Annotated in this window: 23 protein-coding genes and 1 riboswitch; of the genes, 11 read left to right on the top strand and 12 right to left on the bottom strand. The window is 73.2% G+C overall.

What is annotated here, in order from left to right; all coding sequences use genetic code 11:
- Window positions 1–243: 243 nt before the first annotated feature.
- Window positions 244–1,212 carry a Gfo/Idh/MocA family oxidoreductase gene (locus tag ACFYPR_RS01450; protein ID WP_354861643.1) on the top strand — a complete coding sequence of 323 codons (969 nt, stop codon included), beginning with the start codon at window positions 244–246 and terminating at the stop codon, window positions 1,210–1,212.
- 49 nt (window positions 1,213–1,261) lie between these two features.
- Here ACFYPR_RS01450 and ACFYPR_RS01445 read toward each other — a convergent pair whose 3' ends face one another.
- From ACFYPR_RS01445 to ACFYPR_RS01435, 3 genes are all read right to left on the bottom strand, one after another.
- On the bottom strand, window positions 1,262–2,269 hold the full coding sequence (locus ACFYPR_RS01445; protein WP_354861642.1) for an inorganic phosphate transporter: 1,008 nt from the start codon (window positions 2,267–2,269) through the stop codon (window positions 1,262–1,264).
- 4 nt (window positions 2,270–2,273) lie between these two features.
- The gene (locus ACFYPR_RS01440) at window positions 2,274–2,900 is read right to left on the bottom strand and encodes a DUF47 domain-containing protein (RefSeq protein ID WP_007465788.1); all 627 of its coding nucleotides are present in this window, start codon (window positions 2,898–2,900) and stop codon (window positions 2,274–2,276) included.
- A gap of 127 nt (window positions 2,901–3,027) precedes the next feature.
- On the bottom strand, window positions 3,028–3,978 hold the full coding sequence (locus tag ACFYPR_RS01435) for a PPK2 family polyphosphate kinase (protein ID WP_387258264.1): 951 nt from the start codon (window positions 3,976–3,978) through the stop codon (window positions 3,028–3,030).
- A 180-nt stretch (window positions 3,979–4,158) separates the two neighbouring features.
- Here ACFYPR_RS01435 and sigJ point away from each other — a divergent pair, with 180 nt between their 5' ends.
- Window positions 4,159–5,124, top strand: coding sequence for an RNA polymerase sigma factor SigJ (gene sigJ, locus ACFYPR_RS01430; protein WP_354861639.1), 966 nt, complete (start codon window positions 4,159–4,161; stop codon window positions 5,122–5,124).
- A gap of 12 nt (window positions 5,125–5,136) precedes the next feature.
- Here the strand turns inward: sigJ and ACFYPR_RS01425 are convergent, their stop codons facing one another.
- Window positions 5,137–5,643 carry a DUF402 domain-containing protein gene (locus ACFYPR_RS01425; RefSeq protein ID WP_354861637.1) on the bottom strand — a complete coding sequence of 169 codons (507 nt, stop codon included), beginning with the start codon at window positions 5,641–5,643 and terminating at the stop codon, window positions 5,137–5,139.
- 100 nt (window positions 5,644–5,743) lie between these two features.
- Between ACFYPR_RS01425 and ACFYPR_RS01420 the strand changes: the two genes are divergently transcribed.
- Window positions 5,744–7,948, top strand: coding sequence for an ATP-dependent DNA helicase (locus tag ACFYPR_RS01420; RefSeq protein WP_387178096.1), 2,205 nt, complete (start codon window positions 5,744–5,746; stop codon window positions 7,946–7,948).
- Window positions 7,949–8,068: 120 nt separating this feature from the next.
- Here the strand turns inward: ACFYPR_RS01420 and ACFYPR_RS01415 are convergent, their stop codons facing one another.
- On the bottom strand, window positions 8,069–9,367 hold the full coding sequence (locus ACFYPR_RS01415) for an AI-2E family transporter (RefSeq protein WP_354861476.1): 1,299 nt from the start codon (window positions 9,365–9,367) through the stop codon (window positions 8,069–8,071).
- A 158-nt stretch (window positions 9,368–9,525) separates the two neighbouring features.
- Between ACFYPR_RS01415 and ACFYPR_RS01410 the strand changes: the two genes are divergently transcribed.
- Window positions 9,526–9,864 (top strand): co-chaperone GroES, encoded by a 339-nt coding sequence (locus ACFYPR_RS01410; protein ID WP_354861475.1) that lies wholly within the window; start codon window positions 9,526–9,528, stop codon window positions 9,862–9,864.
- A gap of 92 nt (window positions 9,865–9,956) precedes the next feature.
- Window positions 9,957–10,124 (top strand): hypothetical protein, encoded by a 168-nt coding sequence (locus ACFYPR_RS01405; RefSeq protein ID WP_354861473.1) that lies wholly within the window; start codon window positions 9,957–9,959, stop codon window positions 10,122–10,124.
- Window positions 10,125–10,140: 16 nt separating this feature from the next.
- Here the strand turns inward: ACFYPR_RS01405 and ACFYPR_RS01400 are convergent, their stop codons facing one another.
- Window positions 10,141–11,619, bottom strand: coding sequence for a PrsW family intramembrane metalloprotease (locus ACFYPR_RS01400; RefSeq protein ID WP_354861471.1), 1,479 nt, complete (start codon window positions 11,617–11,619; stop codon window positions 10,141–10,143).
- 23 nt (window positions 11,620–11,642) lie between these two features.
- A riboswitch (SAM riboswitch) is annotated at window positions 11,643–11,763 on the top strand.
- Between the two features lie 46 nt (window positions 11,764–11,809).
- On the opposite strand from ACFYPR_RS01400, the gene ACFYPR_RS01395 reads away from it, so the two are divergent.
- On the top strand, window positions 11,810–13,078 hold the full coding sequence (locus ACFYPR_RS01395; RefSeq protein ID WP_387258262.1) for an aminotransferase class V-fold PLP-dependent enzyme: 1,269 nt from the start codon (window positions 11,810–11,812) through the stop codon (window positions 13,076–13,078).
- 74 nt (window positions 13,079–13,152) lie between these two features.
- Here ACFYPR_RS01395 and ACFYPR_RS01390 read toward each other — a convergent pair whose 3' ends face one another.
- Entirely contained in the window at window positions 13,153–14,388 is a 1,236-nt protein-coding gene (locus ACFYPR_RS01390; protein ID WP_387258261.1) for an aromatic acid exporter family protein, read from the bottom strand.
- Between the two features lie 87 nt (window positions 14,389–14,475).
- Here ACFYPR_RS01390 and ACFYPR_RS01385 point away from each other — a divergent pair, with 87 nt between their 5' ends.
- Entirely contained in the window at window positions 14,476–15,150 is a 675-nt protein-coding gene (locus ACFYPR_RS01385) for a metal-dependent phosphohydrolase (RefSeq protein ID WP_387258259.1), read from the top strand.
- Here the strand turns inward: ACFYPR_RS01385 and ACFYPR_RS01380 are convergent.
- Window positions 15,122–15,406: a DUF4031 domain-containing protein gene (locus ACFYPR_RS01380; RefSeq protein ID WP_355064446.1), complete on the bottom strand. Its 285-nt coding sequence runs from the start codon at window positions 15,404–15,406 to the stop codon at window positions 15,122–15,124. The two genes, ACFYPR_RS01385 and ACFYPR_RS01380, sit on opposite strands and share 29 nt — an antisense overlap.
- A gap of 56 nt (window positions 15,407–15,462) precedes the next feature.
- Between ACFYPR_RS01380 and ACFYPR_RS01375 the strand changes: the two genes are divergently transcribed.
- Window positions 15,463–16,863, top strand: a complete 1,401-nt coding sequence (locus tag ACFYPR_RS01375; protein ID WP_354861465.1) for an FAD-linked oxidase C-terminal domain-containing protein — start codon at window positions 15,463–15,465, stop codon at window positions 16,861–16,863.
- Between the two features lie 9 nt (window positions 16,864–16,872).
- On the opposite strand, the gene ACFYPR_RS01370 is transcribed toward ACFYPR_RS01375, so the two are convergent.
- Window positions 16,873–17,409 carry a hypothetical protein gene (locus ACFYPR_RS01370; protein ID WP_354861463.1) on the bottom strand — a complete coding sequence of 179 codons (537 nt, stop codon included), beginning with the start codon at window positions 17,407–17,409 and terminating at the stop codon, window positions 16,873–16,875.
- Between the two features lie 89 nt (window positions 17,410–17,498).
- A complete protein-coding gene (locus tag ACFYPR_RS01365) occupies window positions 17,499–19,313 on the bottom strand; it encodes a glycerol-3-phosphate dehydrogenase/oxidase (protein WP_354861477.1) in 1,815 nt (604 codons plus the stop codon).
- Window positions 19,314–19,507: 194 nt separating this feature from the next.
- Here ACFYPR_RS01365 and ACFYPR_RS01360 point away from each other — a divergent pair, with 194 nt between their 5' ends.
- The 3 genes from ACFYPR_RS01360 (at window position 19,508) to ACFYPR_RS01350 (ending at window position 23,533) form a co-directional block, all read left to right on the top strand.
- Window positions 19,508–22,225 (top strand): S8 family serine peptidase, encoded by a 2,718-nt coding sequence (locus ACFYPR_RS01360; protein ID WP_387258258.1) that lies wholly within the window; start codon window positions 19,508–19,510, stop codon window positions 22,223–22,225.
- Window positions 22,226–22,274: 49 nt separating this feature from the next.
- Entirely contained in the window at window positions 22,275–23,210 is a 936-nt protein-coding gene (locus ACFYPR_RS01355) for a GNAT family N-acetyltransferase (RefSeq protein ID WP_355064442.1), read from the top strand.
- Between the two features lie 77 nt (window positions 23,211–23,287).
- Window positions 23,288–23,533 carry a hypothetical protein gene (locus tag ACFYPR_RS01350; protein WP_354861458.1) on the top strand — a complete coding sequence of 82 codons (246 nt, stop codon included), beginning with the start codon at window positions 23,288–23,290 and terminating at the stop codon, window positions 23,531–23,533.
- Window positions 23,534–23,591: 58 nt separating this feature from the next.
- Here ACFYPR_RS01350 and groL read toward each other — a convergent pair whose 3' ends face one another.
- Both groL and ACFYPR_RS01340 read right to left on the bottom strand, forming a co-directional pair.
- Complete coding sequence (gene groL, locus ACFYPR_RS01345) at window positions 23,592–25,214, bottom strand: chaperonin GroEL (RefSeq protein ID WP_354861457.1); 1,623 nt, start codon at window positions 25,212–25,214, stop codon at window positions 23,592–23,594.
- 270 nt (window positions 25,215–25,484) lie between these two features.
- The gene (locus ACFYPR_RS01340) at window positions 25,485–26,225 is read right to left on the bottom strand and encodes a hypothetical protein (protein WP_387178084.1); all 741 of its coding nucleotides are present in this window, start codon (window positions 26,223–26,225) and stop codon (window positions 25,485–25,487) included.
- Window positions 26,226–26,493 lie beyond the last annotated feature (268 nt).

Raw genomic sequence — 26,493 nt, 5'->3', positions numbered from 1 at the left:
CTGGCGTGCGCCGGTGGGCTCCGCTCGACCGCCGACTACCCACGCGCCTCCTTTGCTCTGCTTCAACCCACGCAACAGAAATGGCCGTTCACTGTTGCGTGGGTTGAAGCAGAGCAAAGGGAGCGAACGAGGTGGGCGGCCTGCGAGGTATGTCGTCGCGGTGAGGAGCACCGAGGTCTCGAGGGATGAGCTGGGCGGCGGCCGGGCAGGGGGCGGTTCACCCGGTTCGGCTAGCGTTCCGGCATGACTCGTTGGGGCATCCTGGCCACCGGCCACATCGCCAGCCGTTTCGCCGAAGACCTCCGGCTGGTGCCGGACGCCGAACTGGTCGCGGTCGGCTCCCGCTCCGCCGACAGCGCGCAGCGGTTCGCCGACACGTACGACGCGAAGCGCGCGTACGGCTCCTGGGTGGAGCTGGCCGCCGATCCGGAGGTCGACGTGATCTACGTGGCGACCCCGCACGCGGCGCACCACGAGGCGGCGCTGACCTGCCTGACCGCTGGCCGGGCGGTGCTGCTGGAGAAGCCGTTCACCCTCGACCTGGCCACCAGCACCGAGCTGGTGGACACGGCCCGCGCCGCCGGGGTCTTCCTGATGGAGGCCATGTGGATGAGGACGAACCCGCTCATCCTTCGCGCGGTCCAGCTGATCGCCGAGGGTGCCATCGGCACGGTCAGCAATGTCCGGGCCGACTTCGGGGTGGCCGGACCGTTCCCGCCGGAGCACCGGATGCGCAACCCGGCGCTGGGCGGGGGCGCGCTGCTCGACCTGGGGATCTACCCGATCAGCCTGGCGCACCTGCTGCTCGGCGTGCCGCAGCACATCCGCTCCTGGGCGCACCTGGGCCCGGAGGGGACCGACGAGAACACCGGCATCCTGTTCGGGTACGACAGCGGGGCGGTGGCCACGCTGAGCTGCGGCATGGTCGGGGCGAGCTCGTTGGCCGCCTCGATCACCGGCAGCACGGGCCGCATCGACCTGCCGGAGCCGTTCTTCCGGCCGGCTTCGCTGACCCTGCACCGGGACGGCTTCGCGCCCGAGACGATCTCCGCCGAGGAGGCCGGCAACGGCTACCAGTACGAGGCGATCGAGGTGCAGCGCTGCCTGGCCGCCGGGCTGACCGAGAGCCCGCTGGTGCCGCACACCACGACGCTTGAGGTGATGACCCTGCTGGACACGATCCGCGAGCAGATCGGCGTCCGGTACGAGTGAACGCGAGAAGGCACCCCGGTCGGGGTGCCTTCTCGCGTGCCGGGTGCGGTCAGCCGAAGAGCGGCCGGACCAGCAGGTAGGCGACGCAGGCGATCAGCGCGGCCGCCGGGAACGTGATGATCCAGGCGATCACGATGTTGCCGGCGACGTTCCAGCGGACCGCGGAGAGCCGCTTGGTCGCGCCCACACCCATGATCGCCGAGGTGATCGTGTGGGTCGTGGAGATCGGCGCCTTCAGCACCAGGGCGTTGAAGTAGAGCACCGCGCTGGCCACCGTCTCGGCGGCGAAGCCCTCCGGCGGCCCGAGGTCAATGATCTTGCGGCCGAGGGTGCGGATGATCCGCCAACCACCGGCGTACGTGCCGAGGGCCAGCATGGTGGCCGAGGTCCAGAAGACCCAGCCGGGGATGTGCGTCTTGCTCTCCTGGAAACCGCCGGTGTAGAGCGCCAGCACCACGATGCCCATGGTCTTGGCGGCGTCCTGCATGCCGTGGCCGACCGACATGGCGGCGGCGGACACGGTCTGCGCGTGGCGGAAACCCCGGTTGAGCCTGCCCGGCTGACCCTTGCGGAACAGCCAGAGGATCGCCAGCATCAGCAGGTAACCGAGGGTGAGGCCGACGATCGGCGAGAGCACCATCGGCAGGATGACCTTCTCGCCGATGTTGCCCCACTGCACGATGCCGCCGCTGGACAGCAGGGTCGCGCCGACCAGGCCGCCGAAGAGCGCGTGCGAGGACGACGACGGCAGGCCGAAGTACCAGGTGATCAGGTTCCAGGCGATGGCACCGAGCACTCCGGCGAAGACCACCCCGAGGCTGCTCACCCCCGTGGGGAGGGTGACCAGGCCGTCGCCGACGGTCTTGGCGACCCCGGCGCCGAAGTGGGCGCCGATGAAGTTGCCGACCGCGGCGAGGCCGAGGGCGATCCGGGGTGTCAGCGCGCGGGTGGAGACGCTTGTCGCGATCGCGTTGGCGGCGTCGTGGAAGCCGTTGGTGTAGTCGAACGCCAGGGCCACCGCGATCACCGCCAGGACGGCGATGAGTTCGGGAGTCACCGGTTCAGGACTCCTTGACCGCGATGGTCTCGACCGTGTTGGCCACGTGCTCGAAGGCGTCGCAGGCGGCTTCCAACTCGTCGGCGACCTCCTTCATCTTCAGCACCGTCAACGCGTCGTACTCACCCGAGAAGAGCCGGACGAGCAGTTGCCGGTTGATCCGGTCGCCCTCGTTCTCCAGCCGGTTGCACTCGATCCAGTAGTCCTCGAGATCCTTCATCGACTGCAGCCGGGGCATCGCCTCGGCGGTCAGCTTGGCCTGCTGGTCGAGCACGTTGACCATTTCGTGCAGCTCCCGGGGCAGCGCCGGCAGCTCGGTCAGCCCGTACAGGTACAGCAGGTCGCCGACCGCTTCCAGGTGGTCCATCACGTCGTCGAGCAGCGAGCCGAGCCGGTAGATGTCCTCCCGGTCGAACGGCGTGATGAAGGTCGAGTTGATCTTCTTGTAGAGATCGTGCGTGATCTGGTCGCTGTCGTGCTCGACCTCGGTCAGCCGCTCGCTGACCGACTGCACGTCGACACCGGGCAGAGCCAGCTCGTTCAACAGCGCGGTGCCCCGGACCAGGTTCTGCGCGGCCCTGGTGAAGAGCTCGTAGAAGGCGCCCTCGGTGGGGCGGAAGGAAAACTTCACAGCACAGACCTCGTCGCGTCGGTGGAAGGGTGGCGGCGTCCGTCGGCGTCCGCTCGGTGAATGCTAGGAAACGCCAGAACTGCAAATTCGTCGGCCCACCCCTGGCCAGGCCACATTCACCGCTCGTTCACCTGCTGTTCATCTCGGGCGTCCCAACCGTCCCCGCTCCCCCAGCGGCCAACCGCTCACGCTCGCGCGCCACGTCGAAATCGGCAGGCGGATACCCCAGATCGAGCGTGTCGAACGTCTCCCGCAGCAGGTGTGCCACGGCCCAGTCCCGGTACCACTTGCGGTCCGCCGGCACCACGAACCACGGCGCGGCGTCCGTGCCGCACCGGCTCAGCGCCTCGGCGTACGCGGCCTGGTAGTCGTCCCACTGCGCCCGGGAGTCGACGTCCGACGGGTTGTACTTCCAGTGCTTGTGCGGATCTGTGAGCCGTTCCAGCAGTCGCTCGCCCTGCTCGGCGTACGAGATGTGCAGCATCACCTTCACGACGGTCACCCCGTCGTCGACCAGCTCCCGCTCGAAGGAGTTGATCTGGTCGTAGCGGGCCCGCCAGATCGCCTCCGGCACCAACGACCCGACCCGGGCGATCAACACGTCCTCGTAGTGTGAGCGGTTGAACATCCCCACGTACCCGGGCGGAGGCAGCTCCCGGCGGATCCGCCACAGAAAGTCGTGCCGCAGCTCCTGCGGGGTCGGCGGACCGAACGACCGGATGTGCAGGCCGAGGGGGTTCATCGCGCCGGCCACCCGCTTGATCGTGCCGTCCTTGCCACCGCAGTCCATCGCCTGGAGCACCAGCAGCACCCGGCGCGCCGGGTGCTCCGAGCCGGCCTTGGCCATCGCGAAGAGCATCTCCTGCTGCCGGCCCAGCTCCTCGCCGACCAGCGCCACCTGCGCACGGGCCCAGGTCTTGCGGTGTTCGCCGACCACCTCGGCCGGCGGCAGGCCGGGCGTGGACCGGGGCTCGATCGCGGCGAGATCCACCGGCGCGGTGACCCGCAACAGGTCCCGCACCGACCCGCCGTCCGGCGCCACGACCCGCTCGCTCTGCCCTTGCCGGGGTTCGCTCATCCTCGGATCATCGCCCAACCGCCGGCCATCCGCGCGCCGAGGCCCACCGGCCCACCGAGGCCCAGCCAGGGCCCACCAGGCCCACCGAGGCCCGCCGTCACGTCCGGGGCCGCCGGCGCGTCCGGTTGGTTGGAGGATGTGCGCCAGGGGGACGTGGCGCTCGGGGGAGGGTGGTGGGTCGTGCGAGACCTGGCGACGGAGTTCGAGGCCGAGCGGGGTCGGCTGCTCGCGGTGGCCCACCGGATGCTGGGCAGCCGCAGCGAGGCCGAGGACGCGGTGCAGGAGACCTGGCTGCGTTACGCCGGGGCGCTCGCCGACCCGGCCGCCCGCGCCGAGATCCGCGATCTCTCCGCGTGGTTGACCACCACCTGCGCCCGGATCTGCCTGGACGTGCTGCGCTCGGCGCGGGTCCGCCGCGAGGCGTACCCCGGGCAGTGGCTCCCGGAACCGGTCGTGAGCCCGCTGCACGGCGGCGAAGCCAGCGGTGGGTACGCCCCCGACCCCGCCGAACGCGCGGTCCGCACCGACCAGGTCGGCACGGCGCTGCGGGTGCTGCTGGAACGGCTCGCGCCCGAGCAGCGGCTCGCGTTCGTGCTGCACGACGTGTTCGCGGTGCCGTTCGCCCGGGTGGCGGACGTCCTCGGCACCAGCGAGGTGGCCGCCCGGCAGCTCGCCTCCCGGGCCCGCAGGGCCGTCGCCGCACCGGACGCGCCCCGGCACGCCGCTGACCCGGCCGAGCAGCGGCGCGTCCTCGCGGCGTTCGTGGCCGCCACCGAGTCCGGCGAGCTGGATCCGCTGCTGCGGGTGCTCGCGCCGGACGTGGTCCTGATCGGCGACTCGGGCGGGCACTTCCCGACGGCCCGCCGGCCGGTGGTCGGCGCGGACACGGTGGGCCGCTTCACGCTCGGCCTGTTCGGCCGGACCGGGCGGTACGCGCGACGGATGCGGGCCCGCCCGGTGCTTGTCGACGGCGTCCTCGGCCTCCAGGTGGAGACGGCGCACAGCGACGGGCGGCCGATCCGGGTGGTCACCGCGTTCTCGGTCGACGGCGGCCGGATCACCGGCATCTTCAACCAGCTCAACCCGGAGAAGCTGGCCGACCTGCCGCCGCTGGGCGACGACGACCGGTGGCCGCCGCGCTGGTGAGCCCGCGCCGGCTCAGACCACCAGCGCCAACCATTTGCGGTACGACGTGGCGAACGGCTCGGTGCCGTCGCCGAGGGCGCCGTACAGCCACTGGGCCGCCGCCTCGGCCTCGACCACCACGTCCTGCGGGTAGCCGAAACGGGCCCGGTGCTCGGCGAACTCGTCCTCGTCGAGCAGTTCCACCAGGCCGGTGGCCCGCCGCCGGACCACGTCCAGGTCGAGGTCGATCAGGTGAACGGTGTCGTCGGACTCCCAGCGGGCCGGGGTGGCGATGTCGCAGTAGACCTCGCTGGTCCGTGGCGGCGGGTTGAACATGCCCGTCCACCAGGCGTGATGCGGCACCAGCAGGACGAAGGGGATCTTCTCAACCGACGGCCGGCCGTGGTAGACCGACTCGGTGCCGAAGGGGACGCCGAGCCAGACGCCGAGATCGTCCTCCGCGAGGCGGCGGGCCGGGTAGTCACGGTGCGCGCTGCCGTCGTACTTGCGGTAGATCACTCGGACCACGTCGCTCGGCATGATTCGCACCCTAACCGATACTGCCCACGCGTCGTAGCACGGCCGTAACCGGACGGGGTGGACCAGCGAGGTCGATGGGTGGTCCGCGCCACGCGGGCGGATGGGCACGGACGCTGTCGGCGGCGGCGGGTACCGTCGCACGGTGACTCCGCCCCGCACCGCCACCGGTTCCGCCACCCCGTCGGCCCGCGGTGGAAGCCGGCGGCGGGGTGCCCGGCCCAGCGGCACGGAGCTGCTCGCGGCCGCGGTCGGCGCGGTCCCCGGCGGCACGGCGCGGCCCGGCCAGCAGCAGATGACGACCGCCATCGAGGAGTGCGTGACCAGCGGCGAGCACCTGCTCGTGCAGGCGGGCACCGGCACCGGCAAGTCGCTGGCGTACCTCGCGCCGGCTCTCACCGTGGACGGCCCGGTGGTGGTCTCCACGGCCACCCTGGCGTTGCAGTCCCAGCTCGTCGACCACGACCTGCCCCGGCTGGCCGACGCCGTCGAGCCGCTGCTCGGCCGCCGGCCCACGTTCGCGGTGCTCAAGGGCCGGCACCACTACCTCTGCCTGGCCCGGCTGGACAACTCCACCGAGGACGAGCCGGAGGACACCCTCTTCGACGCCCCGGCCGCCCGCCCCGGGGGCGGCACGAAGTGGCTCGGCGAGGCGGGCCGGCTGGGCAAGCAGATCGAGCGGCTGCGCGACTGGGCCGAGAAGACCGACACCGGCGACCGCGACGAGCTGGACCCGGGCGTCGACGACCAGGCCTGGCGGCTGGTCTCGATGCCGTCGCGGGAGTGCGTCGGCGCGGCCCGCTGCCCGTTCGGCGCGGAGTGCTTCGCCGAGGCGTCCCGGGCCCGCGCTCGCGAGGCCGACATCGTGGTGACCAACCACAGCCTCCTGGCGGTCGACATGCTGGCCGACCGGCACATCGTCCCGCCGCACAAGCTGCTCATCGTCGACGAGGCACACGAGCTGGCCGACCGGGTCTCCTCGGCCGCCCAGGCCGAGCTGGTGCCGGAGCTGATCGACCGGACCACCCGGCGGGCCCGTACGCTGCTGCGGCCGGAGACCGCCGACGCGCTCACCGCCGCCGGTGACGCCCTCGCCGTCGGGCTGGCCGAGGCCCCGGCCGGTCGACTCACCGCCGGCCTGCCGACGCCACTGCGCGAGGCGTGCACGCTGCTCGACGCGGCCACCCGCGCCGCCCTGGACGCGATCGGCGAGATCAAGTCAGATGATCCCGACCCGGTCCGCAAGCAGCAGGCCAAGGCCGCGCTGGACGACCTCTCCACCACCGCCCAGCGGCTCCTCGAAGAGGCCGACCACGACGTGGCCTGGGTGGAGAAGAACGACAGCGGCAGCCGGCGGGCCCTGGTGGTCGCACCCCTGTCGGTGGCCGGCACCCTCGCCACCCACCTGTACGACGAACGCACCGTCGTGGCCACCTCGGCCACCCTGGCGCTCGGCGGCCGGTTCGACACGGTGGCCCGCGCCCTCGGGCTGGACGCGCCGCCACCCGCACCACCGTCCCCGGCCGCTGCCGCGCAGGCCGCCCGCACCGCCCCGGGCCGCCCGGTCGCCGAGGCGCCCGGCCGTCGGCTCACGGGCGACACCAACCCGGGGTCCGTCGTGCCGGCGACCGAGGGGCCGGGTTGGCGCTCCCTGGACGTGGGCTCGCCGTTCGACTACGCCCGGCAGGGCATCCTGTACGTCGCCGCGCACCTGCCCCGGCCCAGCGTCTCCGGGCTGCCCGACGCGGCCGGGGAGGAGCTGCTCGGGCTCGTCGAGGCGCTCGGTGGTCGTACTCTCGGGCTCTTCTCCTCGCGGCGGGCCGCGACGCAGGCGGCGGAGCTGCTGCGCGCGCGGACCGACCTGCCGGTGTTGTTGCAGGGCGAGGAGGCGCTGCCGCTGCTGGTCCGCCGTTTCCGCGAGGAGCGGTCCAGCTGCCTGTTCGGGGTGATGTCGCTCTGGCAGGGGGTGGACGTGCCGGGCGACGCCTGCCAGCTCGTGGTCATCGACCGGCTGCCCTTCCCACGGCCCGACGAACCCCTCGCGGCGGCCCGCGCCGCTGCCGTGGACGCGGGCGGCGGCTCCGGCTTCGCCGCGGTCAGCGTGCCGATCGCGGCCGTCCGGCTGGCGCAGGGAGTGGGCCGACTGATCCGGGCCACCGGCGACAAGGGAGTCGTCGCGGTGCTCGACTCGCGCCTGGAGACGGCGCGGGGCTACGGGCCGTTCCTGCGCCGCTCGCTGCCCCCGTTCTGGTACACGACCCGCCCCGAGGTAGCCCGCGGCGCCCTGCAACGCCTCGCCACCACCTGACCCCGCGCCCCGCGCCCAAGGTCGTGCAATAACAAGGATGTAGTGGCATCCCCGGCCGGGGATGCCACTACATCAACGATCGTGCGTGATCACGGCGCGGGAGGCGCGCCGCTCGTGCGGTCAGGGGGCCTGCGCGGCGACGACGACGGCGTCGGGTGGGGTGTCCGGGACCGTCCGGGCGGCCAGTCGGCGTACGGCGGTGTTCAGCACCGCAATCAGCGGCACGGAGACCAGCGCGCCGGTGATGCCCGCGAGCACCACGCCGGCCGCGATCCCGATGATCACCGCGAGCGGGTGGATGGCCACCGCCCGGCCCATGATGAGGGGCTGGAGGATGTGGCCCTCCACCTGCTGCACACCGATAACCGCACCCAGGATGATCAGCGCGGTTACCGGCCCGCTGTCGACAAGCGCCACCAGCACCGCCACCCCACCGGAGAGCGCCGCGCCGACGATCGGGATGAACGCGCCGAGGAACACCAGGGCCGCCAGCGGGAAGGCGAACGGCACATCGAAGATGACCAGGAAGATGCCGATGCCGACCGCGTCGATGAAGGCGACCAGCACGGTCGCGCGGACGTACGCGACGAGGGTCTGCCAGGCGGCGCGGCCGGCGTCGTCGACCTTCCACCGGGCGGCCACCGGCAGCAGCCGGACGAGGAAACGCCAGATCTTGTTGCCGTCACGCAGGAAGAAGAACGTCGCGAACAGCACCAGCAGCGTGCCGGTCAGCACCTCCGCCAGCGTCGCCGCGGTGCTCAGCGCGCCGCTGGTGAACTTCGAGGTGTTGTCGTTGATCCAGCCCTGCGCCTCGTTGATGTAGCGGTCGAGCTGGGTGTCGGACAGGTGCAACGGGCCGGTCTTCAGCCAGTTCTGGATCTGCCGGACGCCCTGCGAGGACTTCTCGCTCAGCTCCGGTACGCCCTGGATGAACTCGTTGACCACCAGGGTCAGCGTGCCGATGACGCCCGCCAGACCGCCGACCAGCACCACGGCCGTCGCCAGCGAACGGGGCAACCGGGCCCGCAGCAGCCAACCCACGGCCGGCGCGAGCAACGCCGAGAGCAGCAACGCGATGGCCAGCGGGATGATCACGATCCGGACCGTGCCGACGATCCGGAGCAGCGCCCACGCCACCACGCCGATCACGATCAGCCGCCAGCACCAGGCGGCGGCGATTCGCAGCCCGTGCGGCACGTCGGCGTCGTCCCGGCTGGACGTCGAGCTGTGCAGGTCCACCGGAGGCTCCGCGCCGACGACCGTGGCCTTCGCCGGAGCGGCGGGCCCGGGAACGGCCGGCGAGGCCACCCCGGCCGTCTCCGGCGCGTCGCTCGGCGTCTCCTGAGCCGCGCGAACCGACTCCTGTCCTGACCGGTAGGCGCGGCGCAGCCGCCCGCGTACCCGCTCGAAGCGGCTCAAGCGCACCTCCTGGCAGAAGAGTCGTCCGCCCACGGCGACAGGTCGGACAGCATACGTCCGTTCCCCACACCGTAGGGCAGTTCCGCCACACAATGCCCGGACGGCCAGGGACGTAACCACCGGCGGCCGGTCCCTCGCGACACGGTAGCGTCTGCCCCGTGACCGCCGACCAGGATTTCGACTCCGGCCTGCCGATCCGCCTGCTGCACGACCGCGTGCTGGTACGGATGGACGGCAGCGAGGGCGAGCGCCGTTCGACCGCTGGCATCGTCATCCCGGCTACCGCCGCTGTCGGCAAGCGCCTCGCGTGGGCCACCGCCGTCGGCGTGGGGCCGAACGTCCGCGCCATCGTCTCCGGCGACCGGGTGCTCTTCGACCCGGACGAGCGTTCCGAGGTCGAGCTGCACGGCCGCGGGTACGTGCTGTTGCGGGAACGCGACGTGCACGCCGTGGCCGCCGAGCGGGTCGAGAACGACTCCACCGGCCTCTATCTCTGACGCACCTCCCCTGGCCAGCGGGCACCACCGCGCCGTTTGCCAGCCCGTGGCGTGGGAAGCCAGCCGGCGACCGTGGGCCCTGGGGAGGGACGATGCCGGTATTCGTGAAGAAACTGCTGGCCTGGGGCAGCGTCGCGTTCCTGATCTACTTCATGGCGTTCCGGCCGGACGGGGCCGCGCAGATGTTCAAGGGGATCGGAGCCGCGCTGATGGCGATGGCGCAGGGGCTCGGTGACTTCCTCACCACCCTGATGACCTGACCCCCGCCAGCGCCCGTCAGGAGTGACCGGGCGGCCACGGCGCCGGGGGGCGCAGGCCGTGCCAACCGGGCGGCGCGTAGCCCATGGGGGGCGGCGGCGGGGCGAGCACCACCGGGATCGGCACGACCGGCTCGTCGGGCGCTTCCACCGGCCGCTGCGTACCGTCCGGGAAGCGCAGGTGGTAGCGGCTGCCGTCCCAGACACCCACCGGCGCCTGCGGGTCACGCCCCACGAAGAACGACCGGTGCGCGGTGATGGCCTCCAGCAGTTGCCGTTCCTCGGCAACCGCCCGCTCCCGGTCGGCGGGCTTACGGTCCAGACCACGAAGCGTCCCGTCGCGCAGCAGGGCCAGCCGCGTCGCGGCGAGCTGGTACCCGCGCATCGCCCGCACCCCGGCGTCGCCGGCGACCCGGCGTGCCCAGCTGCGGGCCGCGTGCCGGCGGCCCAGGCTGCTCAGGGCGGCCACCTCGGGCGGGCTCAGCCAGCCGGCGCGCACGTAGTCGGGCAGGGTCCGCTCGGTGAGCCGCCCCTCCCAGGCGCGCAGCCACACGGCCAGCCCGACCGTGCCGAAGAACACCGGCACCATCAGGCCCAGGAAGCCGTACAGCATGATCACCGCTTCGCCGGTGGCCTGGGTCAACGTCGGCAGCAGGTTCCACGTGCCGTGCAGCATCATCGCCAGCAGCAGGCCGGCGATGGGGGCGAGCACGCGGACCCGCCGGTCGGCCGTGCGCGAGGCGACACCGAGCCCGACACCTGTCATCGAGGTGAAGAGCGGATGGGCGAACCCGAACAGGAGGATCCGCACGATGAAGATGGCGATCACCTGCTGGGTGCCGGTCGCCGGGCCGTACCGGTCGGCGCCAGCCGCATAGCCGTACCCGCCCAGGTAGAGGATGTTCTCCACCATCGCGAAGCCGACCGCGGAGAGCCCGCAGTAGACCAGGCCGTCGGTTATCCCGGACCACTCCCGACGCCGGAACACCAGCAGCAGGATCGGACCGAGGGCCTTGGTCAGCTCCTCGATGAACGGCGCCACCAGCACGCCGGTCAGCGCCTCCGGCAGCCCCCAGTCGGCGAACCGCCCGGCGGCGAACTCGTTCACCTTCAGCGAGGCGGCGGTGGAGACGAACGCGCCCCAGGCGAAGCAGAAGATCAGGTATTTCAGCGGTTCCGGCTCGTACCGGTCGAGCCAGAGGAAGCAGGCGACCAGCACCGGCACCGGCAGGATCGCGGCGACCACCCCGATGAGCAGCGCGTCGAGGCCCAGCGACTGGCCGAGGGTGATGACCATGAAGACCGCGCACGCCGCGATGAACAGCACCACCCCGGCCAGCACCAGGAACCGCAGCCAAACCAGTCGGCGCGGCGGCATCCGGGGCGCCGCGACGACAGCCGGATCGGCGGGCGTGGGCGGCGACGGCAGGGGTGCACCGGGCGGGGTGTCGGCCATGCGGTCAGCGTAGCCATCCCCCGCCGGCTGGTCCGGTCGCATCCACAGCCGCTATGCTGCCGGCAGGTCACGAGCGCCAGCGTCAAGCCCCGGCTTGCTGGCCGGCAACCCTCGTCGAGTTCGCGGTGGGGTGCCCCGGGTGATGACCGGGCCCAGCCCGATCGGCGTGCTGGGCAAGCGCTGACCCCGTCCCGACACCGCACCCGGGGTCCCTGACCCCGGAGGTTCCGGCGTGTCCGTCACCCTCGTACCCTCGCTGCCCGCCCTGCCCACCGTCGCGCCCAGCCCGTTGGCGCCGCTCGACGTGCTCGGCGTACCCGGCGAGATCAACCTCGACTACGCGGCCACCGCGCCGTGCGCGCGGGCCGCGGCCGACGCGGTGACCGAACTGCTTCCCTGGTACGCCAGCGTGCACCGCGGCGCGGGAGCGCTGTCGCGGCGCTGCACCCTGGCCTACGAGCGGGCCCGGCAGACGGTCGGCGACTTTTTCGGCGCCCGCGCCGACGACCACGTGATCTTCACTCGGAACACCACAGACGCTCTCAACCTGCTGGCCCGGGCGCTGCCCGTCGGCACGACAGTCGTCACCTTCGCGGGCGAGCACCACGCCAACCTGCTGCCCTGGCCCCGCGGCTCGGTGCGCCTGTCGGTACCCGCCGACCCGGCCGGGGCGGTACGCGCTCTCGCCGCCGCCCTCACCGAGCTGCGCCGCGACAGCAACCCCGCGCTGCCGGTGCTGGTCGCCGTGACCGGGGCGAGCAACGTGACCGGGGAGCTGTGGCCGGTCGCCGAGCTGGCCCGGGTGGCCCACCGGCACAACGCCCGGATCGTCCTCGACGCCGCGCAGCTCGCGCCGCACGCCCCGGTCGACCTGCACACGCTCGACGTGGACTACCTGGCCGTCTCCGGCCACAAGCTGTACGCCCCGTTTGGCGCGGGTGTGCTCATCGGCCGGGCGGACTGGCTGGACGCCGCCGCGCCGTACCTGGCCGGTGGCGGTGCCACCAGCCACGTCGGGCCAGCGACCCACGATGTGACCTGGGCGAACGGCCCGGCCCGACACGAGGGCGGCACCCCGAATCTGCTGGGCGCGGTGGCGCTGGCGGCGGTGTGCGCGGCGCTGGCCGACGCCGACCGGGTCGCGCTGGCCGCCCGTGAGCAGGCTCTGCTGGCCCGGCTGCGCACCGGCCTCGCCGCCCTGCCGCACGTGGTGGAGTTGCGCACGTTCGGCCCCGACGCGCCCCGGGTCGGCATCGTCTCGTTCGTGGTCGCCGGCTGGGACTCCGCAGAGGTGGCCGCCCGGCTGGCCACCGAGCACCGGATCGGCGTACGCGATGGGCTGTTCTGCGCCCACCCGCTGGCCCGGCGGCTGCTCGGCGAGGCCGCCGGGCGTACCGGCCGGCGGGATCTTCCGCCGACCGCGTTGCGCGCCAGCATCGGTCTGGGCAGCACCACGGCCCAGGTCGACCGGCTGCTCGCCGCGCTCGCCGAGCTGAGCTGAGTCGAGCGGGGCTGCGCCGAGCTGGGCTGCGCCGAGCTGAGCTGAGGCCCGGACCGTGCACCCGCCGCTCGCGCTCAGCCGACGGGCGGGGCGGTGGGTGGCTTCGGCGCCTCGCCCGGCTCGGCCGGTTCGCCGACCGGCCGTTCCTGCTCCCCGAAGGCCGTCCGGATCCACCGGTTCGCCTCCTCCTGCTCGACACCGGAGGCCACCAGCAGGTCACTCGCCGTGGTCCGGATCTGGGCGATCACGACACTGCCGGAGAAGCCGACTCCCGCCCCGTACGCCCGGCCGGCCTCGCTGACGGCCCGCAGCGAGCGCTCCCGTGCCTTCTGCGGCTCCTCGCCCGCCGCGAACTCGTGCTTGAGCAGCCGGACCGACTCGGCGAGGTGGCGGATCGCGTCCGGCATCGGGTCCGGCACCGGCTCGTCGTCCTCGATCAGGGTGACGGACCGGCGGATCAGCGTGCCGCTGTTGCGCATCGCGCGGTCGATCGGGTCGGCCGCCTCCGCGTAGTGGATCAGCTCGCCGCGGCGGTGCCAGCGGGCCGGCGACAGGGTGGCCGTCTCCTTCGCGCCCTCGATCGCCTCGCCCAGGGTGGCCAGCTCGTCCTTGTTGTTGCGCAGCCGCTCCAGCGCCCGCTGGATGCCGGCCCGGTCCCGGTCGCGCAGCCCGTCGGCGGTGGCGTCGAGCTGGGCGGCGAGCAGGTCCAGCGCCGGGCGGGCCGCCCGGTTGATCACCCGGAGCGGGTTCAGCGGCAACAGGACCGCCGTCACCAGCAACGCGATGCCGCCGCCGAGAAACGCGTCGACGAAGCGCGGGATCTCCAGGTTCTGGGTGGACGGGCTCAACGTCACGATCAGCACCGCCGTGGCCGCCGCCTGGATGACGATGGCCACGCTCGCCCCGGCGAAGATGGTGAGCAGGATCGCCACCGTGACCACCAGGCCGAGCTGCCACGCGCCGGTGCCGAGGAAGTAGATCAGGAGGTCGCCGACGAACACCCCGACGCCCACCCCGACGATCAGCTCGACGGTCCGGCGGAACCGTTGCCCGACCGACGCGGCAAGCGTGCCGACCGCGGAGATCGGCGCGAAGACCGGCTGCGGATTGCCGAGCACCTTGTGCGAGATGAGGTACGCCAGACCGGCCGCCAACCCGGCCTGGACGGCCAGCCCACCCGCCATCCGCACCCGGTGCAGCCGGTCGTGCAGGGTGGCCCGGCCGCGGTGCCGCAGTTGCTCGGTGGCCTCGGCGACGCGCGCCCCGTCGACGTCCACCAGGCCCTCACGCAGCGGGGTACGCCGCACCATCGGAGGTCTTCTGTCCCGGGCCACCGCCATGGGCGCGACTACCCGTGGCGGGCCCCCTGAATCCTCCCGCCCGCGTGCGGCGCACGGATGCGGCAGACTCGGGCGGTGGCCGATCTGCTGGACCGGTGGCGGGCGGCGGCCCGCGACGCCGGGGCGGGACCCGACGAGCGCTCCACCCGGGCCGGGGAGGAGCTGCTCGCCCGGTGGCGGGAGCCGCACCGGCACTACCACACGGTGGCGCACCTGAGCGTCGTCCTCGATGTGGTGGACCGGCACGCCGCGCTGGCTGACCGGCCCGACCTGGTCCGGTTGGCCGCCTGGTGCCACGACGCGGTCTACGACCCGCGGGCCCCGGGCGACACCAACGAACGGGACAGCGCCGCGCTGGCCGGGAACCTGCTCACCGGGCTCGGAGTGCCGGCGCCCGCGGTGGCCGAGGTGCGCCGGCTGGTCCTGCTCACCGCCGGGCACGCCGTGGCGCCCCGCGACCGGAACGGCGCCCTGCTCTGCGACGCGGACCTCGCCGTGCTGGCCGGGCCGCCGGCCGCCTACGACCGCTACGCGGCGGCGATCAGGCGGGAGTACGCGCACGTGCCCGAGTCGGCCTTCCGAGCTGGACGGGCCACCGTGCTCACCGGGCTGCTGGCGCTGCCCGCGCTGTTCCGGCTGCCGCCGCTCGCCGACCGGTGGGAGCAGCGGGCCCGCGATAACCTGCGCCGTGAACTGGCCGCACTCACCGGGCCGCCGACGATCCCGGCGTGACCAGGTGCTTCGGGCGACGCAGTCCGGCGTCGCGCAGCAACCGGACGAGTTCCCGGCTCGGCACCACCCGGGCCCCGAGCCACACCGCCGCCGCGAACCGGTCGGCCGGGATGTCGTAGTGGTCCCGGTCGAAGCCGCGCCGGGGTGCGCCCAGCGCCTCGGCGAAGGCGTGCAACTCGGCGTAGGAGACGTCGCTGATCAGGTGCGACCAGAGTCGACCGCGCCACGGCCAGGCCGGCCGGTCCAGGTAGAGCATGGTGCCCAAGCTAGCCCGCGTTGATGATCGGTGGTCGGCGACCTAGCCTCGGCGGCATGGCCCCCACCGGACTCCTCGACGACCTGCGCGCCGCTCTGGGCGAGAACGCCGTGCTCACCGACCCGGACCTGCTACGCCTGCACCAGCGCGACGAGGCCGACCTCTGCGCCGCCGGCGTCCCCCTCGTGGTGACCCGCCCGCGCAGCACGGAGCAGGTGGTGGCGGTGATTCGGGCGGCGGCCCGGCACGGCGTACCGGTGGTGCCGCAGGGCGCGCGGACCGGGCTGGCCGGCGCGGCGAACGCGGTGGACGGTGCGGTGGTGATCAGCACCGTCGCGATGGACGAGATCCGGGAGATCGACCCGGTGGGCCGTATCGCGGTGGTCCAGCCCGGCGTGGTCAACGCCGCGCTCGCCGCGGCGGTCGCCAAGCAGGGTCTCTGGTACCCGCCGGACCCCGGCTCCTGGGAGTCGTCCACGATCGGCGGCAACGTGGCCACCAACGCCGGCGGCATGTGCTGCGTGAAGTACGGCGTGACGACCGAGTACGTGCTCGGCCTGGAGGTGGTGCTCGCCTCCGGCGAGGTGCTGCGCACCGGGCGGCGTACCGCCAAGGGGGTGGCCGGCTACGACCTGACGCGGCTCTTCGTCGGCTCGGAGGGCACCCTCGGGGTGATCACCGAGGTGACCGTGGCGCTGCGGCCGGCCCCGGCCGACTCGCTGACCCTGGTGGCGGTCTTCGGCTCCACGGCGGCGGCCGGCACGGCGGTGGCCCAGATCGCCGCGCGGGGCCTCACGCCCAGCATGCTGGAACTGCTGGATCAGACCCACCTGCGGGCGATCGAGGCGTACCAGCCGATGGGGCTGCGGACCGACGCGCAGGCCCTGTTGCTGGCCGCCGCCGACACCGGCAGCCGGGCGGGCGACGACCTGGCGGCCCTGGCGCAGGTGTGCGAAGCGGCCGGCGCCGAGGAGGTCTACGCGGCCACCGACGCGGTGGAGGCGGCGGCGTTGTTGCAGGCTCGCCGCCTCGCCCACCCGGCGATGGAGAAGTTCGCCGCCGACACCCACCCCGGTGGCAGCGGTGGCCTGGTGATCGACGACGTGGCGGTGCCGCGGGGCGCGCTCGCCGCGCTGCTGGACGGGGTGGCCCGGATCGCGGCGGACTGCGACGTGCCGATCGGTGTGGTGGGGCACGCCGGGGACGGCAACATGCACCCGAACATCGTCGTCGACCGCGCCGACCCGGCGAGCGTTGAGCGGGGCCGGCGGGCGTTCGACGAGATCATGCGGCTCGGTCTCGACCTGGGCGGCACCTGCACCGGCGAGCACGGGGTGGGGCTGCTCAAGCGGGACTGGCTGGCAGCCGAGATCGGCCCGGTCGGCGTCCGGGTGCACCAGGCCATCAAGGCGGCGCTGGACCCGGCCGGCCTGCTCAACCCGGGCAAGGTGCTCTGAGGGGCTGCTTCAGCCCTTGACCTCGGCCGGCGTCGCCTGGGTGAGCAGCAACAGGATCTCCCCCGCCACCGCCGGGCGTTCCTCACCCGGGCAGTCCTGCGAGGTGATCAGCCCGGACGAGGTGAGCAGGCTGGACGTCAGCGCGTCGATACAGGTGGTCCGGTACCGCCGGACCTGGTCGGTCTCCTCGGCGAGCCGGGGGTCGGCGAGCAGCACCTGAAGGCGTTCGGTCTGCTCCGCGGCCAGCCTGCCCCGGGAGGTGACTCCGTCGCCGGCACAGTCGAGGCACTGCCACGAGCCGTCCCGCTCGACGCTCAACGTGCGCAGCGGGGCGTCGGCGCCGAGCCGTTGGATCAGGCTGACCTGGCCCGCGGCGACCGTCGTCGGGATCTCGGGTGCCGGCACACCGGCCGCCGAGCCGGCCGGCGGTTGGGCGACCGGCGTCTCGGCGTCATCGCGGCCGAAGAGCGAACACCCGGCCAGGGCGACGGCGAGCACCAGGGCAAGCAGCGGGGTGAGGAGACGGGGGCGCGCGCGGTACAGCACGCGCGGAAACCTACCCCACCGTAGGTAGCGTTCGAAACCACCATCCGGGCCGGTATCGATAGTTACCACTCGGTAACGTCACTTTTCGGTCATCGTGACGTGGGGCGCAGCTCCGCCTGGTCGTCGTCACCCCGATCCGCCGCGTAACCCCGTACGTCCGGTACGCCGAGTCTGGCCGCGTCCGCCCCGGCGTCGTCCGGCATCAGTTGGGACTGCCGCTCCGCCTCCACCCGCGCGCGGTAGTGCTCGACCTCGCGGGCGCTCCTCGCCGCGTCCCACCCGAGCACCGCACCCATCAGCTCGGCGGTGTGCTCGGCCGACTCCAGGCCACGGTGGCTGGTCTCGAAGGAGATCCGGGTCCGTCGGGTCAGCACGTCCTCCAGGTGCAGCGCGCCCTCGGCCCGCGCCGCGTAGGCGACCTCCGCCGCCAGGTATTCGGGAGCACCGGCCAGCGGGGACGCCAGCAGCGGATCGACGTCGATCAGCGCCAGCAGGTCGAGCGTGAGGGTGCCGTACCGCTCCAGCAGGTGCTCCACCACGCCCACCGGCACGCCGTGCCGGCGGGCCAGGTCGGCCCGGTCGCGCCACATCGCCGGGTAGCCGTCCGCGCCGAGCAGCGGCAGGTCGGCGGTACGCGACGCGCGGGCGCCACCCAACCGGCGTACGGCCCGGTCGACCACGTCGGACGCCATCACCCGGTACGTCGTGTACTTGCCGCCGGCGACCAGCAGCAGCCCGAGCATCGGCTCGAACACGGCGTGCTCGCGGGAGAGCTTCGACGTGGAGTCGGCCTCACCGGCCAGCAACGGCCGCAGCCCGGCGTAGACGCCCTCGATGTCGGCGGTGGTCAACGGCCGGTCCAGCACGGTGTTGACCTGCTCCAACAGATAGTCGATGTCGCTGGCCGAGGCCGCCGGGTGCGATCTGTCCAGGCGCCAGTCGGTGTCCGTGGTGCCGATGATCCAGTGCCCGCCCCACGGGATGACGAAGAGCACCGACCGTGCCGTCCGCAGGATGAGCCCCGTCTCGCCGGTGATCGCCGAGCGGGGCACCACCAGGTGCACCCCCTTCGAGGCGCGCACCCGGACGCCGGGCCGCAGGCCCACGTCGTTGAGCATCCGGGACATGTCGTCGCTCCACACACCGGTGGCGGCGATGACCGTGCGGGCCTGCACCTCGAACTCGGCGTCCGGGGACCCGGCCGGCGCCTCCAGGTCACGGACCCGTACGCCGGTGACCTCCCGCGCCTGCCGGATCAGCCCGACGGCACGGGTGCTGCTGACCACGGTGGCGCCGAGGCTCGCCGCGGTGCGGGCCAGGGTGACGACCAGCCGGGCGTCGTCGACCTGCCCGTCGTAGTAGCGGATCGCCCCGGCCAGCGCGTCGGCCCGCAGGCTCGGGAAGATCCGCCGGGCCCCCTCCCGGGTCAGGTGCCGGTGCAGCGGCATGCCCCGACCACCGCCGAAGAGACCGGCGAAGGCGTCGTACGTGGCCACGCCCGCGCCGTAGTACGAGCGGCGGAAGATCCGGGCGGGCAGGTCCCGCAGGCCCCGGCCGGCCGGCAGCGGCACCAGGAACGGCACCGGGCGGACCAGGTGCGGCGCGAGCCGGGTCGCCAGCAGGCCCCGCTCGGTCAGCGCCTCGTGGACCAGGTGGAACTCCAACTGCTCCAGGTAGCGCAGCCCACCGTGGATGAGCTTGCTGGATCGGCTCGACGTGCCCGAGGCGAAATCGCGCGCCTCGACCAGGGCCACCTTCAGGCCTCGGGACGCCGCGTCCAGGGCGGCGCCCGCACCGGTCACCCCACCCCCGATGACCAGCACGTCGAAGCGCTCGGCGCGGAGTCGGCGCAGGTCGGCCGTACGGCGGACCGGCGAGAGCTGACCGGCGACGGATCGGGAGATGTTGGGGTCACGCACCCATCCACCGTAACCGCCACGGAAGCGTGTCGACATTCGCGGCCCGCCCCGCCTCGCCTCCGATTCACGTCGACCGCCCGCAGACCTTGGACAGTTTCCGTCAGCGGCTGACGGAAACTGTCCAAGATCTGCGCGGTTCTTCGATTCGAGACTGCTCGGGCTGGTCGTAGGGTTTCCGGATGCATGGTCAACCTGCGCATCCCGGGCTCGGCGACCGCAGCTCCCCGTGGCCGGTGGTCGCGGCCGTGTTCGTCGGCTGCTGGATCGTCGCGGTCACGGTGGCCACCCAGACCGGTGGCTGGCTCACCGATCAGGTGCTGCTCGGCTTCGGACGGGACCGGCTGGGTTGGCTCTGGCCGGTGCTCGGCCTGGTCACCGTCGTGCTGGTGGGCACGCCCGCCCTGCTGCTGGCCGTGCTGCCCCGCTCGACCACGGTCCGGGCCACCGGGCGGGTGTGGTTGGCCGCCGCGCTCACCCTCGGCGTGCTCACGCTGCTGCGCATCGTGCCGCCCGTACACCACGAGGCGTACCTCGCCGCGCTGGCCGCCGTCGCATCGCTCAGCGCGCTCACCGTGGCCTGGTCGGCGCGACGATCGTCCGGCTCGGACGTCGCCGCCGCTCCCGACGCCACCGCGTCGTGGGCCGGCGACCGCACCGGCGGTGCGGCGCCGAACAGCGACGCCACCGCGTCGTGGCTCAGGGACCGCACCGGCGGTGCGACGCCGAACGGCGACGCCACCGCGTCGGGGGCCAGCGACCGCACCGGCGGTGCGGCGCCGAACGGCGACGCCGCCCCCGCTCAGGCCGCCGGAAGCACGGAGTCGAGCGTCGACGCCGCGTCGACGGCCGTCGGGGGCCCGGATCCGGTCGGGGGGCAGCGTGGATCGCGCCGGCCCGGGCCGGTGCCGCTGCTCGCGGTCGCCGCCGGGTTGGCGCTGCTGCTGCCGTGGGCCTGGCTGGGCGCGCTCGGCGGGCTCCTGGAGACAACGCTCGCGCTGTTGGCGGCGGCCGCGCTCGGGGTGCTGGCCGCGACGCTGTTGGACGCCACCTTCTGGTCCCGGTTCGCGGTCGGCCGGCCGCCTCGGCCGGGACGGCTGGTGCTGGTCGGTGGCCTGGTCGCCGGGGTGGCGCTGCTGCTGCTCGCGGCCGGGACGGGCCAGTCCGGCGCGCAGTTGCCCGCCCTGCTGACGCTGCCGCCGACGGGCTTCGCGCTGGCGGCGCTGTATGCCGCGGCCTGGAGACCGACCGCCGACCCGGCCGCGACCCGGCGGCCCACCGCCGACCCGGCCGACGCCGCACGCGCCACCCGGGCCGCGACCGGCTGGCTGGTGGGCCTGGCCGCGCTCGGCCCGCTGGCCTTCACCGACCCGGAAGAGATCACCCTGCTGCTGATCGGCACCCGGGACGTCCCGTTCTGGGTGGCGGCCGCCGCCGGCGCCGGCCTCGCCGTCGCGGTCCTGGTCGCCATCGGGTACGCGGTGCTGCTGGCCCGCCCGACGGCACGCACCCCGAGTCGCCGGGTCGCCGCGCTGGCGGTGGCGGTCCTGCTGGTGACGGTGGGTGTCGTCGACGTCGGGCCCGGCCAACCCGGCCTGTACGGGGAGCGGCTGCTGGTGGTGCTGCGCGAGCAGGCCGACCTGAGCGGCATCCCGGCCGGCGCCCCCGGGCAGGCCGGACGGGACGCCCGGGCGGCGGAGGTCTACCGGCGGCTGGTGACCACCGCCGACCGCAGCCAGGCCGACCTGCGCCGCACAGCGGGGCGGCTACGACTCGACCCGGTGCCGTATTACCTGGTCAACGCGGTCGAGGTGGATGGCGGCCCGGCCGTACGGGCCTGGCTCGCGCGGCGACCCGAGGTGGCTCGGGTGCTGGTCAGCCAGCGCCTGCGGCCGCTGCCGGCCCCGGCGGGGCAGAGCCGGGGCACCGCGCCCGCGCCGACCGGCCCGGAGTGGAACATCCGTCAGCTCGGCGCGGACCGCGTCTGGTCCCAGCTGGGGGTGACCGGCAGGGGAATCGTGGTCGGCAGCTCCGACTCCGGTGTGGACGGCGACCATCCGGCGCTGCGGGCCGGGTTCCGTGGCGGGGACGACTCCTGGTACGACCCGTGGGACGGCACCCGGACGCCGAACGACCAGGGCGGGCACGGCACCCACACGGTGGGCAGCGCGGTCGGGCGGGACGGCATCGGGGTGGCGCCGGACGCGCAGTGGGTGGGCTGCGTCAACCTGGACCGCAATCTGGGCAGCCCGGGGCACTACCTGGACTGCCTCCAGTTCATGCTGGCGCCCTTCCCGGCCGGCGGTGATCCGTTCACCGACGGCCGGCCAGAGCGCGCCCCGCAGGTGCTGACCAACTCGTGGGGCTGCCCGGCGATCGAGGGCTGCGACCGGGAGGCCCTGCTCCCGGCCACCACGGCGCTGGACGCCGCCGGGATCTTCGTGGTCGCCGCGGCCGGCAACACCGGCCCGTGGTGCGCGTCGATCGACGACCCGCCCGCTCCGTACGCGAACGTGCTGACCGTGGGCGCGGTGGACGCGCACCGGCGGGTGGCCGAGTTCTCCTCACGCGGGCCGGTGCCGGGCGGCACGGGCAAACCGGACGTGCTGGCGCCCGGGGTGGGCGTGGTGTCGGCCATGCCCGGCGGCGGGTACGCGGCGCTGGACGGCACGTCGATGGCGACCCCGCAGGTGGCGGGAGTGGTCGCGCTCATGTGGTCGGCGAACCCGGCGCTGGTCGGGGACCTGACCAGGACCCGGCAGATCCTGCGGGACACCGCGACGCCGGCCGAGCCGACGTACCGTTCCGACAACCCCACCGACGCCTGCGGCGGCCCGGCGAACGTCACCGGCGCCGGCCAGGTCGACGCGTACGCAGCCGTTCGCGCCGCCCGGGGGTGAACGAGGGCGGGGCCGGTCACCGCCAGCAGGTGATCTAGGGTCGGCGACCATGGACGCCGAGATCACCGTCGCCGAACTGAGCCCCGACCTCGCGCCCACCGTGACGCGGTTCTGCGCGCAGGCGCTCGACCTGCCCGAGGACGCCGCCGAGGCGGCCGCCATCGTGGACGTGCTGTGGACCCGGGCCGCTGCCGACCGCGCGGTGGTCGGGCTGGGCGCGTACCGGGGGAACGACCTGGTCGGGGTGCTGCTCTGCTCGGTGTCGCCGGCCGAGGTGGGCATCGGGCACGTGGACCTGGTCGCTGTGCTCCCCGGGCAGCGCCGCCGGGGGGTGGGCCGCGCGCTGCTGTCGCGGGCCGAACAGGCACTCGCCGAGCGCGGCGTCACCGAGGTGCTGCTCGCCGGAAACCCGCCGTACTACGCCTGGCCGGGCATCGACGTGCGGTACACGCCAGCGGTGTGCGCCGCCCTGGCGCTCGGCTACCACCAGGACCGGACCGCCTGGAACATGACGGCGGACCTGTCGTACGACGAGTCACCGGCCCTGCGGTCCACGGAGGCCGCGGAGCAACGGCTGGCTGGGCAGGGCATCACGGTACGCCGGGCGGAGCCCGCGGACCTGCCGGCGCTGGCCGCGTTCGCCCGGTCCACCTTCGGTGGCGCCTGGGACGGCGAGCTGGCCGGGTCGGTGGGCCGCGCGGGGGCGGGCTGCCACCTGGCGGAGCGGACCGGCGAGGTGCTGGGTTTCGCCGCCTACGGGTCGTCCCGGCCGAGCTGGTTCGGGCCGATGGGCACCGCGCCCGCCGCCGAGGGTTCGGGCATCGGCGGGGTGCTGCTGCGACGCTGCCTGCGCGACCAGCGTGCGGCGGGGGTGGACCGGGCGCAGATTGGCTGGGTGGGGCCGGTGCCGTTCTACTCGGGCAGCGCGGGCGCCCGGATCGAGCGGGTCTTCTTCCTGTACCGGCGGACCCTACCGGTGACGTGAGAGGGCAAATGGGACATGAGTCCATTCGCCCGCATTACCCATCGACGCCCCCTACCGTTTCGGTAGAGGAGGCAGCCATGACCACGGATGACGACCAGACCGAGGACGGCCCGCCGATCACCTGGAAACCGGTCGGCGAACTGCCCGGCCAACTCCCGTTCGACCGGCTCGACTACGGCGACGCCGAGCAACTTGCCGAGATGACCACCGACGGCGAGCGGCTGACCGAGGAACCGCAGGAGATGGTGGACGCGCCGATCCAGCTGCTCCCGCCGTACGACCGGGCGCAGAAGCGCCGCAACCAGCGCCCACTGCCCACCTGACGACGAACGGGGCGGACCGCGTCAGCGGCCCGCCCCGTTCGGTGTGTCGGAACTGGACTCAGAAGTCCATGTCCCCGCCACCCGGGCCCGCCGGGGCAGCCGGGTTCTTCTCCGGCTTGTCCGCGACGACGGCCTCGGTGGTGAGGAAGAGCGCCGCGATGGAAGCGGCGTTCTGCAGCGCCGAGCGCGTCACCTTGGCCGGGTCGATGATGCCCGCGGCCAGCAGGTCGACGTACTCGCCGTTGGCGGCGTTGAGGCCGTGACCCGCTTCGAGGTTACGGACCTTCTCCACCACGACGCCGCCCTCGAGGCCGGCGTTGACGGCGATCTGCCGCAGCGGGGCGTCCAGCGCGACCTTGACGATGTTGGCACCGGTCGCCTCGTCGCCGACCAGGTCCAGCTTGTCGAAGGCGGTCTTGCCGGCCTGCACCAGCGCGACGCCACCACCCGGGACGATGCCCTCCTCGACGGCGGCCTTCGCGTTGCGAACGGCGTCCTCGATGCGGTGCTTGCGCTCCTTGAGCTCGACCTCGGTGGCCGCGCCGACCTTGATCACCGCAACGCCACCGGCCAGCTTGGCCAGCCGCTCCTGCAGCTTCTCGCGGTCGTAGTCGGAGTCGCTCTTGTCGATCTCGGCCCGGATCTGGTTGACCCGACCCTGGATCTGGTCGGCGTCGCCGGCACCGTCGACGATGGTGGTCTCGTCCTTGGTCACCACGACCTTGCGGGCGCGGCCCAGCATGTCGAGGCCGACGGCGTCCAGCTTGAGGCCGACCTCCTCGCTGATGACCTGGCCACCGGTGAGGATGGCGATGTCGGCGAGCATGGCCTTGCGGCGGTCACCGAAGCCCGGCGCCTTGACGGCGACGGACTTGAAGGTGCCCCGGACCTTGTTGACGACCAGGGTGGCCAGGGCCTCGCCCTCGATGTCCTCGGCGATGATCAGCAGCGACTTGCCCGACTGCATGACCTTCTCCAGGATCGGAAGCAGGTCCTTGACCGACGAGATCTTGCTGTTGACGATCAGGAGGTAGGGGTCGTCGAAGACGGCCTCCATGCGCTCCGGGTCGGTCATGAAGTAGGCCGAGATGTAGCCCTTGTCGAAGCGCATACCCTCGGTGAGCTCCAGCTCCAGCCCGAAGGTGTTGCTCTCCTCGACGGTGATGACGCCTTCCTTGCCGACCTTGTCCATCGCCTCGGCGATGATCTCGCCGACGGTGCTGTCGCCAGCGGAGATGGAGGCGGTGGAGGCGATCTGCTCCTTGGTCTCGACGTCCTTGGCGAGCTTGGACAGCTCCTCCGAGACGCTCGCGACCGCAGCCTCGATGCCCCGCTTCAGGGCCATCGGGTTGGCGCCGGCGGCCACGTTGCGCAGGCCCTCGCGAACCAGGGCCTGGGCCAGGACGGTCGCCGTCGTCGTGCCGTCACCGGCGACGTCGTCGGTCTTCTTGGCGACTTCCTTGACCAGCTCGGCGCCGATCTTCTCGTACGGGTCCTCGAGCTCGATCTCCTTGGCGATGCTCACACCATCGTTGGTGATGGTGGGGGCACCCCACTTCTTCTCGAGCACGACGTTGCGGCCCTTCGGGCCGAGGGTCACCTTTACGGCGTCAGCGAGCTGGTTCATGCCCCGCTCGAGGCCGCGGCGCGCCTCTTCGTCGAACGCGATCATCTTTGCCATACGGCGTTGTCCTCCTGGACACTCACGGCCACCCGAGTGTGTGTCCCGGATGGGCCGCCTGGTTTACGCACCTTGGGACGCCGCCACCAGGCGACGACGACGTCCTCCGGCCGGGCCGGATAGCCCGCGACGACCGGCCATGTGCCGCCCCGGCGTCTCCACGCCTGGGCAACCTGGCCCCACCGTCCCGACCGTTGGCACTCACGGTACGCGAGTGCCAATGACTTGTTTAGCACTCTCACCTGCCGAGTGCAAGCACGATGACGCCGCTCAGCCGAGTTCGGCCGCCAGTCCGGCGCTGTTCACCGGCCCCTCATGGGCCCGCTGCTCGGTGTACGTGACCAGCAGACCGATCAACTGGACGAGGTGGGCCGGCAGCGCCAGCAGCGCCGCGACACCGATCACCGCCACCACCCCGACCGCGGCGCCCGGGGACGCGAACGGGTCCGTGCCCAACGCGCCGGTGCCCACCGACTCCAGGAAGCCCGGAACCACGGTGCCGACGATCACAGCCCCGCCCACCACGGCCACCCGGCCGAGCAGCAGCCCGAGCCGGGCGTGGAACATCCCGAACGACCGGCCGATCGGGTTCTGCCGCTCGAACAGGTAGACCGGGCCGGCCAGGCTCAACGCGAACGCCAGATAGATGCCCGGCAGGACGCAGAAGCAGAAGCCGATACCGATGAGCACGCTGACCAGCAACGTCCAGCCCCACAGGCCGAGCGCCCGGCGCAGGCCGTACCGCAGCGCCGCATCCAGGCTGGCGGGCCGGCCGGTCGCCTGCTGGGTGATCACCCAACTGCCGGCGGCCCACCCCACCGCCTGCACCAGACCGATCAGCAGGCTGCCGCCGACCAGCACGGCGACGAGGGTTGCCAGGGTGGCGGCGAAGTTGTCCGGCAGTCCGGCCGCCGGATCCATCTCGGCCTGCGCCTCCCAGCCGGGCGACGGGTCCACACCCAGCGAGATGACCGAGAGCACCGCCGCCGGCAAGACCTGCGTGAGCAGCATGATCGGCACCAACTGCCGCCAGCTTCGGCGCAGCGCGCCCCCGCACCGCTCGAACCAGGCCCCAATGCCGGCACCGGGCGGAGTGACCAGGGCGTCGTTCGGATCGAACCCGTGACCTGGCGGGTACCAGCTGACCGGCGCCCCCGGATACCACGGCTGCCCACCGTAGGGACCAGACCCCGGCGGGTAGCCGCCGGTGGGCGGAAAGACCCAGCCCTGCGGCGGCGCACCGGCCGGACCCCAACCGCCCCGCGCGGGATCCCAACCG

The organism is Micromonospora sp. NPDC005254, from assembly GCF_042872525.1.
GTDB lineage: Bacteria > Actinomycetota > Actinomycetes > Mycobacteriales > Micromonosporaceae > Micromonospora.
The sequence above is the reverse complement of the archived record's forward strand: the minus strand, read 5'-3'. Positions and strand labels throughout refer to the sequence as shown.

Coding starts and splice junctions, on each gene's coding strand:
- ACFYPR_RS01450 (WP_354861643.1), top strand. CDS start 244: ATGACTCGTTGGGGCATCCTGGCCACCGGCCACATCGCCAGCCGTTTC.
- ACFYPR_RS01435 (WP_387258264.1), bottom strand. CDS start 3,978: ATGAGCGAACCCCGGCAAGGGCAGAGCGAGCGGGTCGTGGCGCCGGAC.
- ACFYPR_RS01425 (WP_354861637.1), bottom strand. CDS start 5,643: ATGCCGAGCGACGTGGTCCGAGTGATCTACCGCAAGTACGACGGCAGC.
- ACFYPR_RS01420 (WP_387178096.1), top strand. CDS start 5,744: ATGGGCACGGACGCTGTCGGCGGCGGCGGGTACCGTCGCACGGTGACT.
- ACFYPR_RS01405 (WP_354861473.1), top strand. CDS start 9,957: ATGCCGGTATTCGTGAAGAAACTGCTGGCCTGGGGCAGCGTCGCGTTC.
- ACFYPR_RS01400 (WP_354861471.1), bottom strand. CDS start 11,619: ATGCGACCGGACCAGCCGGCGGGGGATGGCTACGCTGACCGCATGGCC.
- ACFYPR_RS01390 (WP_387258261.1), bottom strand. CDS start 14,388: ATGGTGCGGCGTACCCCGCTGCGTGAGGGCCTGGTGGACGTCGACGGG.
- ACFYPR_RS01385 (WP_387258259.1), top strand. CDS start 14,476: ATGCGGCAGACTCGGGCGGTGGCCGATCTGCTGGACCGGTGGCGGGCG.
- ACFYPR_RS01380 (WP_355064446.1), bottom strand. CDS start 15,406: ATGCTCTACCTGGACCGGCCGGCCTGGCCGTGGCGCGGTCGACTCTGG.
- ACFYPR_RS01375 (WP_354861465.1), top strand. CDS start 15,463: ATGGCCCCCACCGGACTCCTCGACGACCTGCGCGCCGCTCTGGGCGAG.
- ACFYPR_RS01360 (WP_387258258.1), top strand. CDS start 19,508: ATGCATGGTCAACCTGCGCATCCCGGGCTCGGCGACCGCAGCTCCCCG.
- ACFYPR_RS01355 (WP_355064442.1), top strand. CDS start 22,275: ATGGACGCCGAGATCACCGTCGCCGAACTGAGCCCCGACCTCGCGCCC.
- ACFYPR_RS01350 (WP_354861458.1), top strand. CDS start 23,288: ATGACCACGGATGACGACCAGACCGAGGACGGCCCGCCGATCACCTGG.
- groL (WP_354861457.1), bottom strand. CDS start 25,214: ATGGCAAAGATGATCGCGTTCGACGAAGAGGCGCGCCGCGGCCTCGAG.
- ACFYPR_RS01340 (WP_387178084.1), bottom strand. CDS start 26,225: ATGCTGCTCACGCAGGTCTTGCCGGCGGCGGTGCTCTCGGTCATCTCG.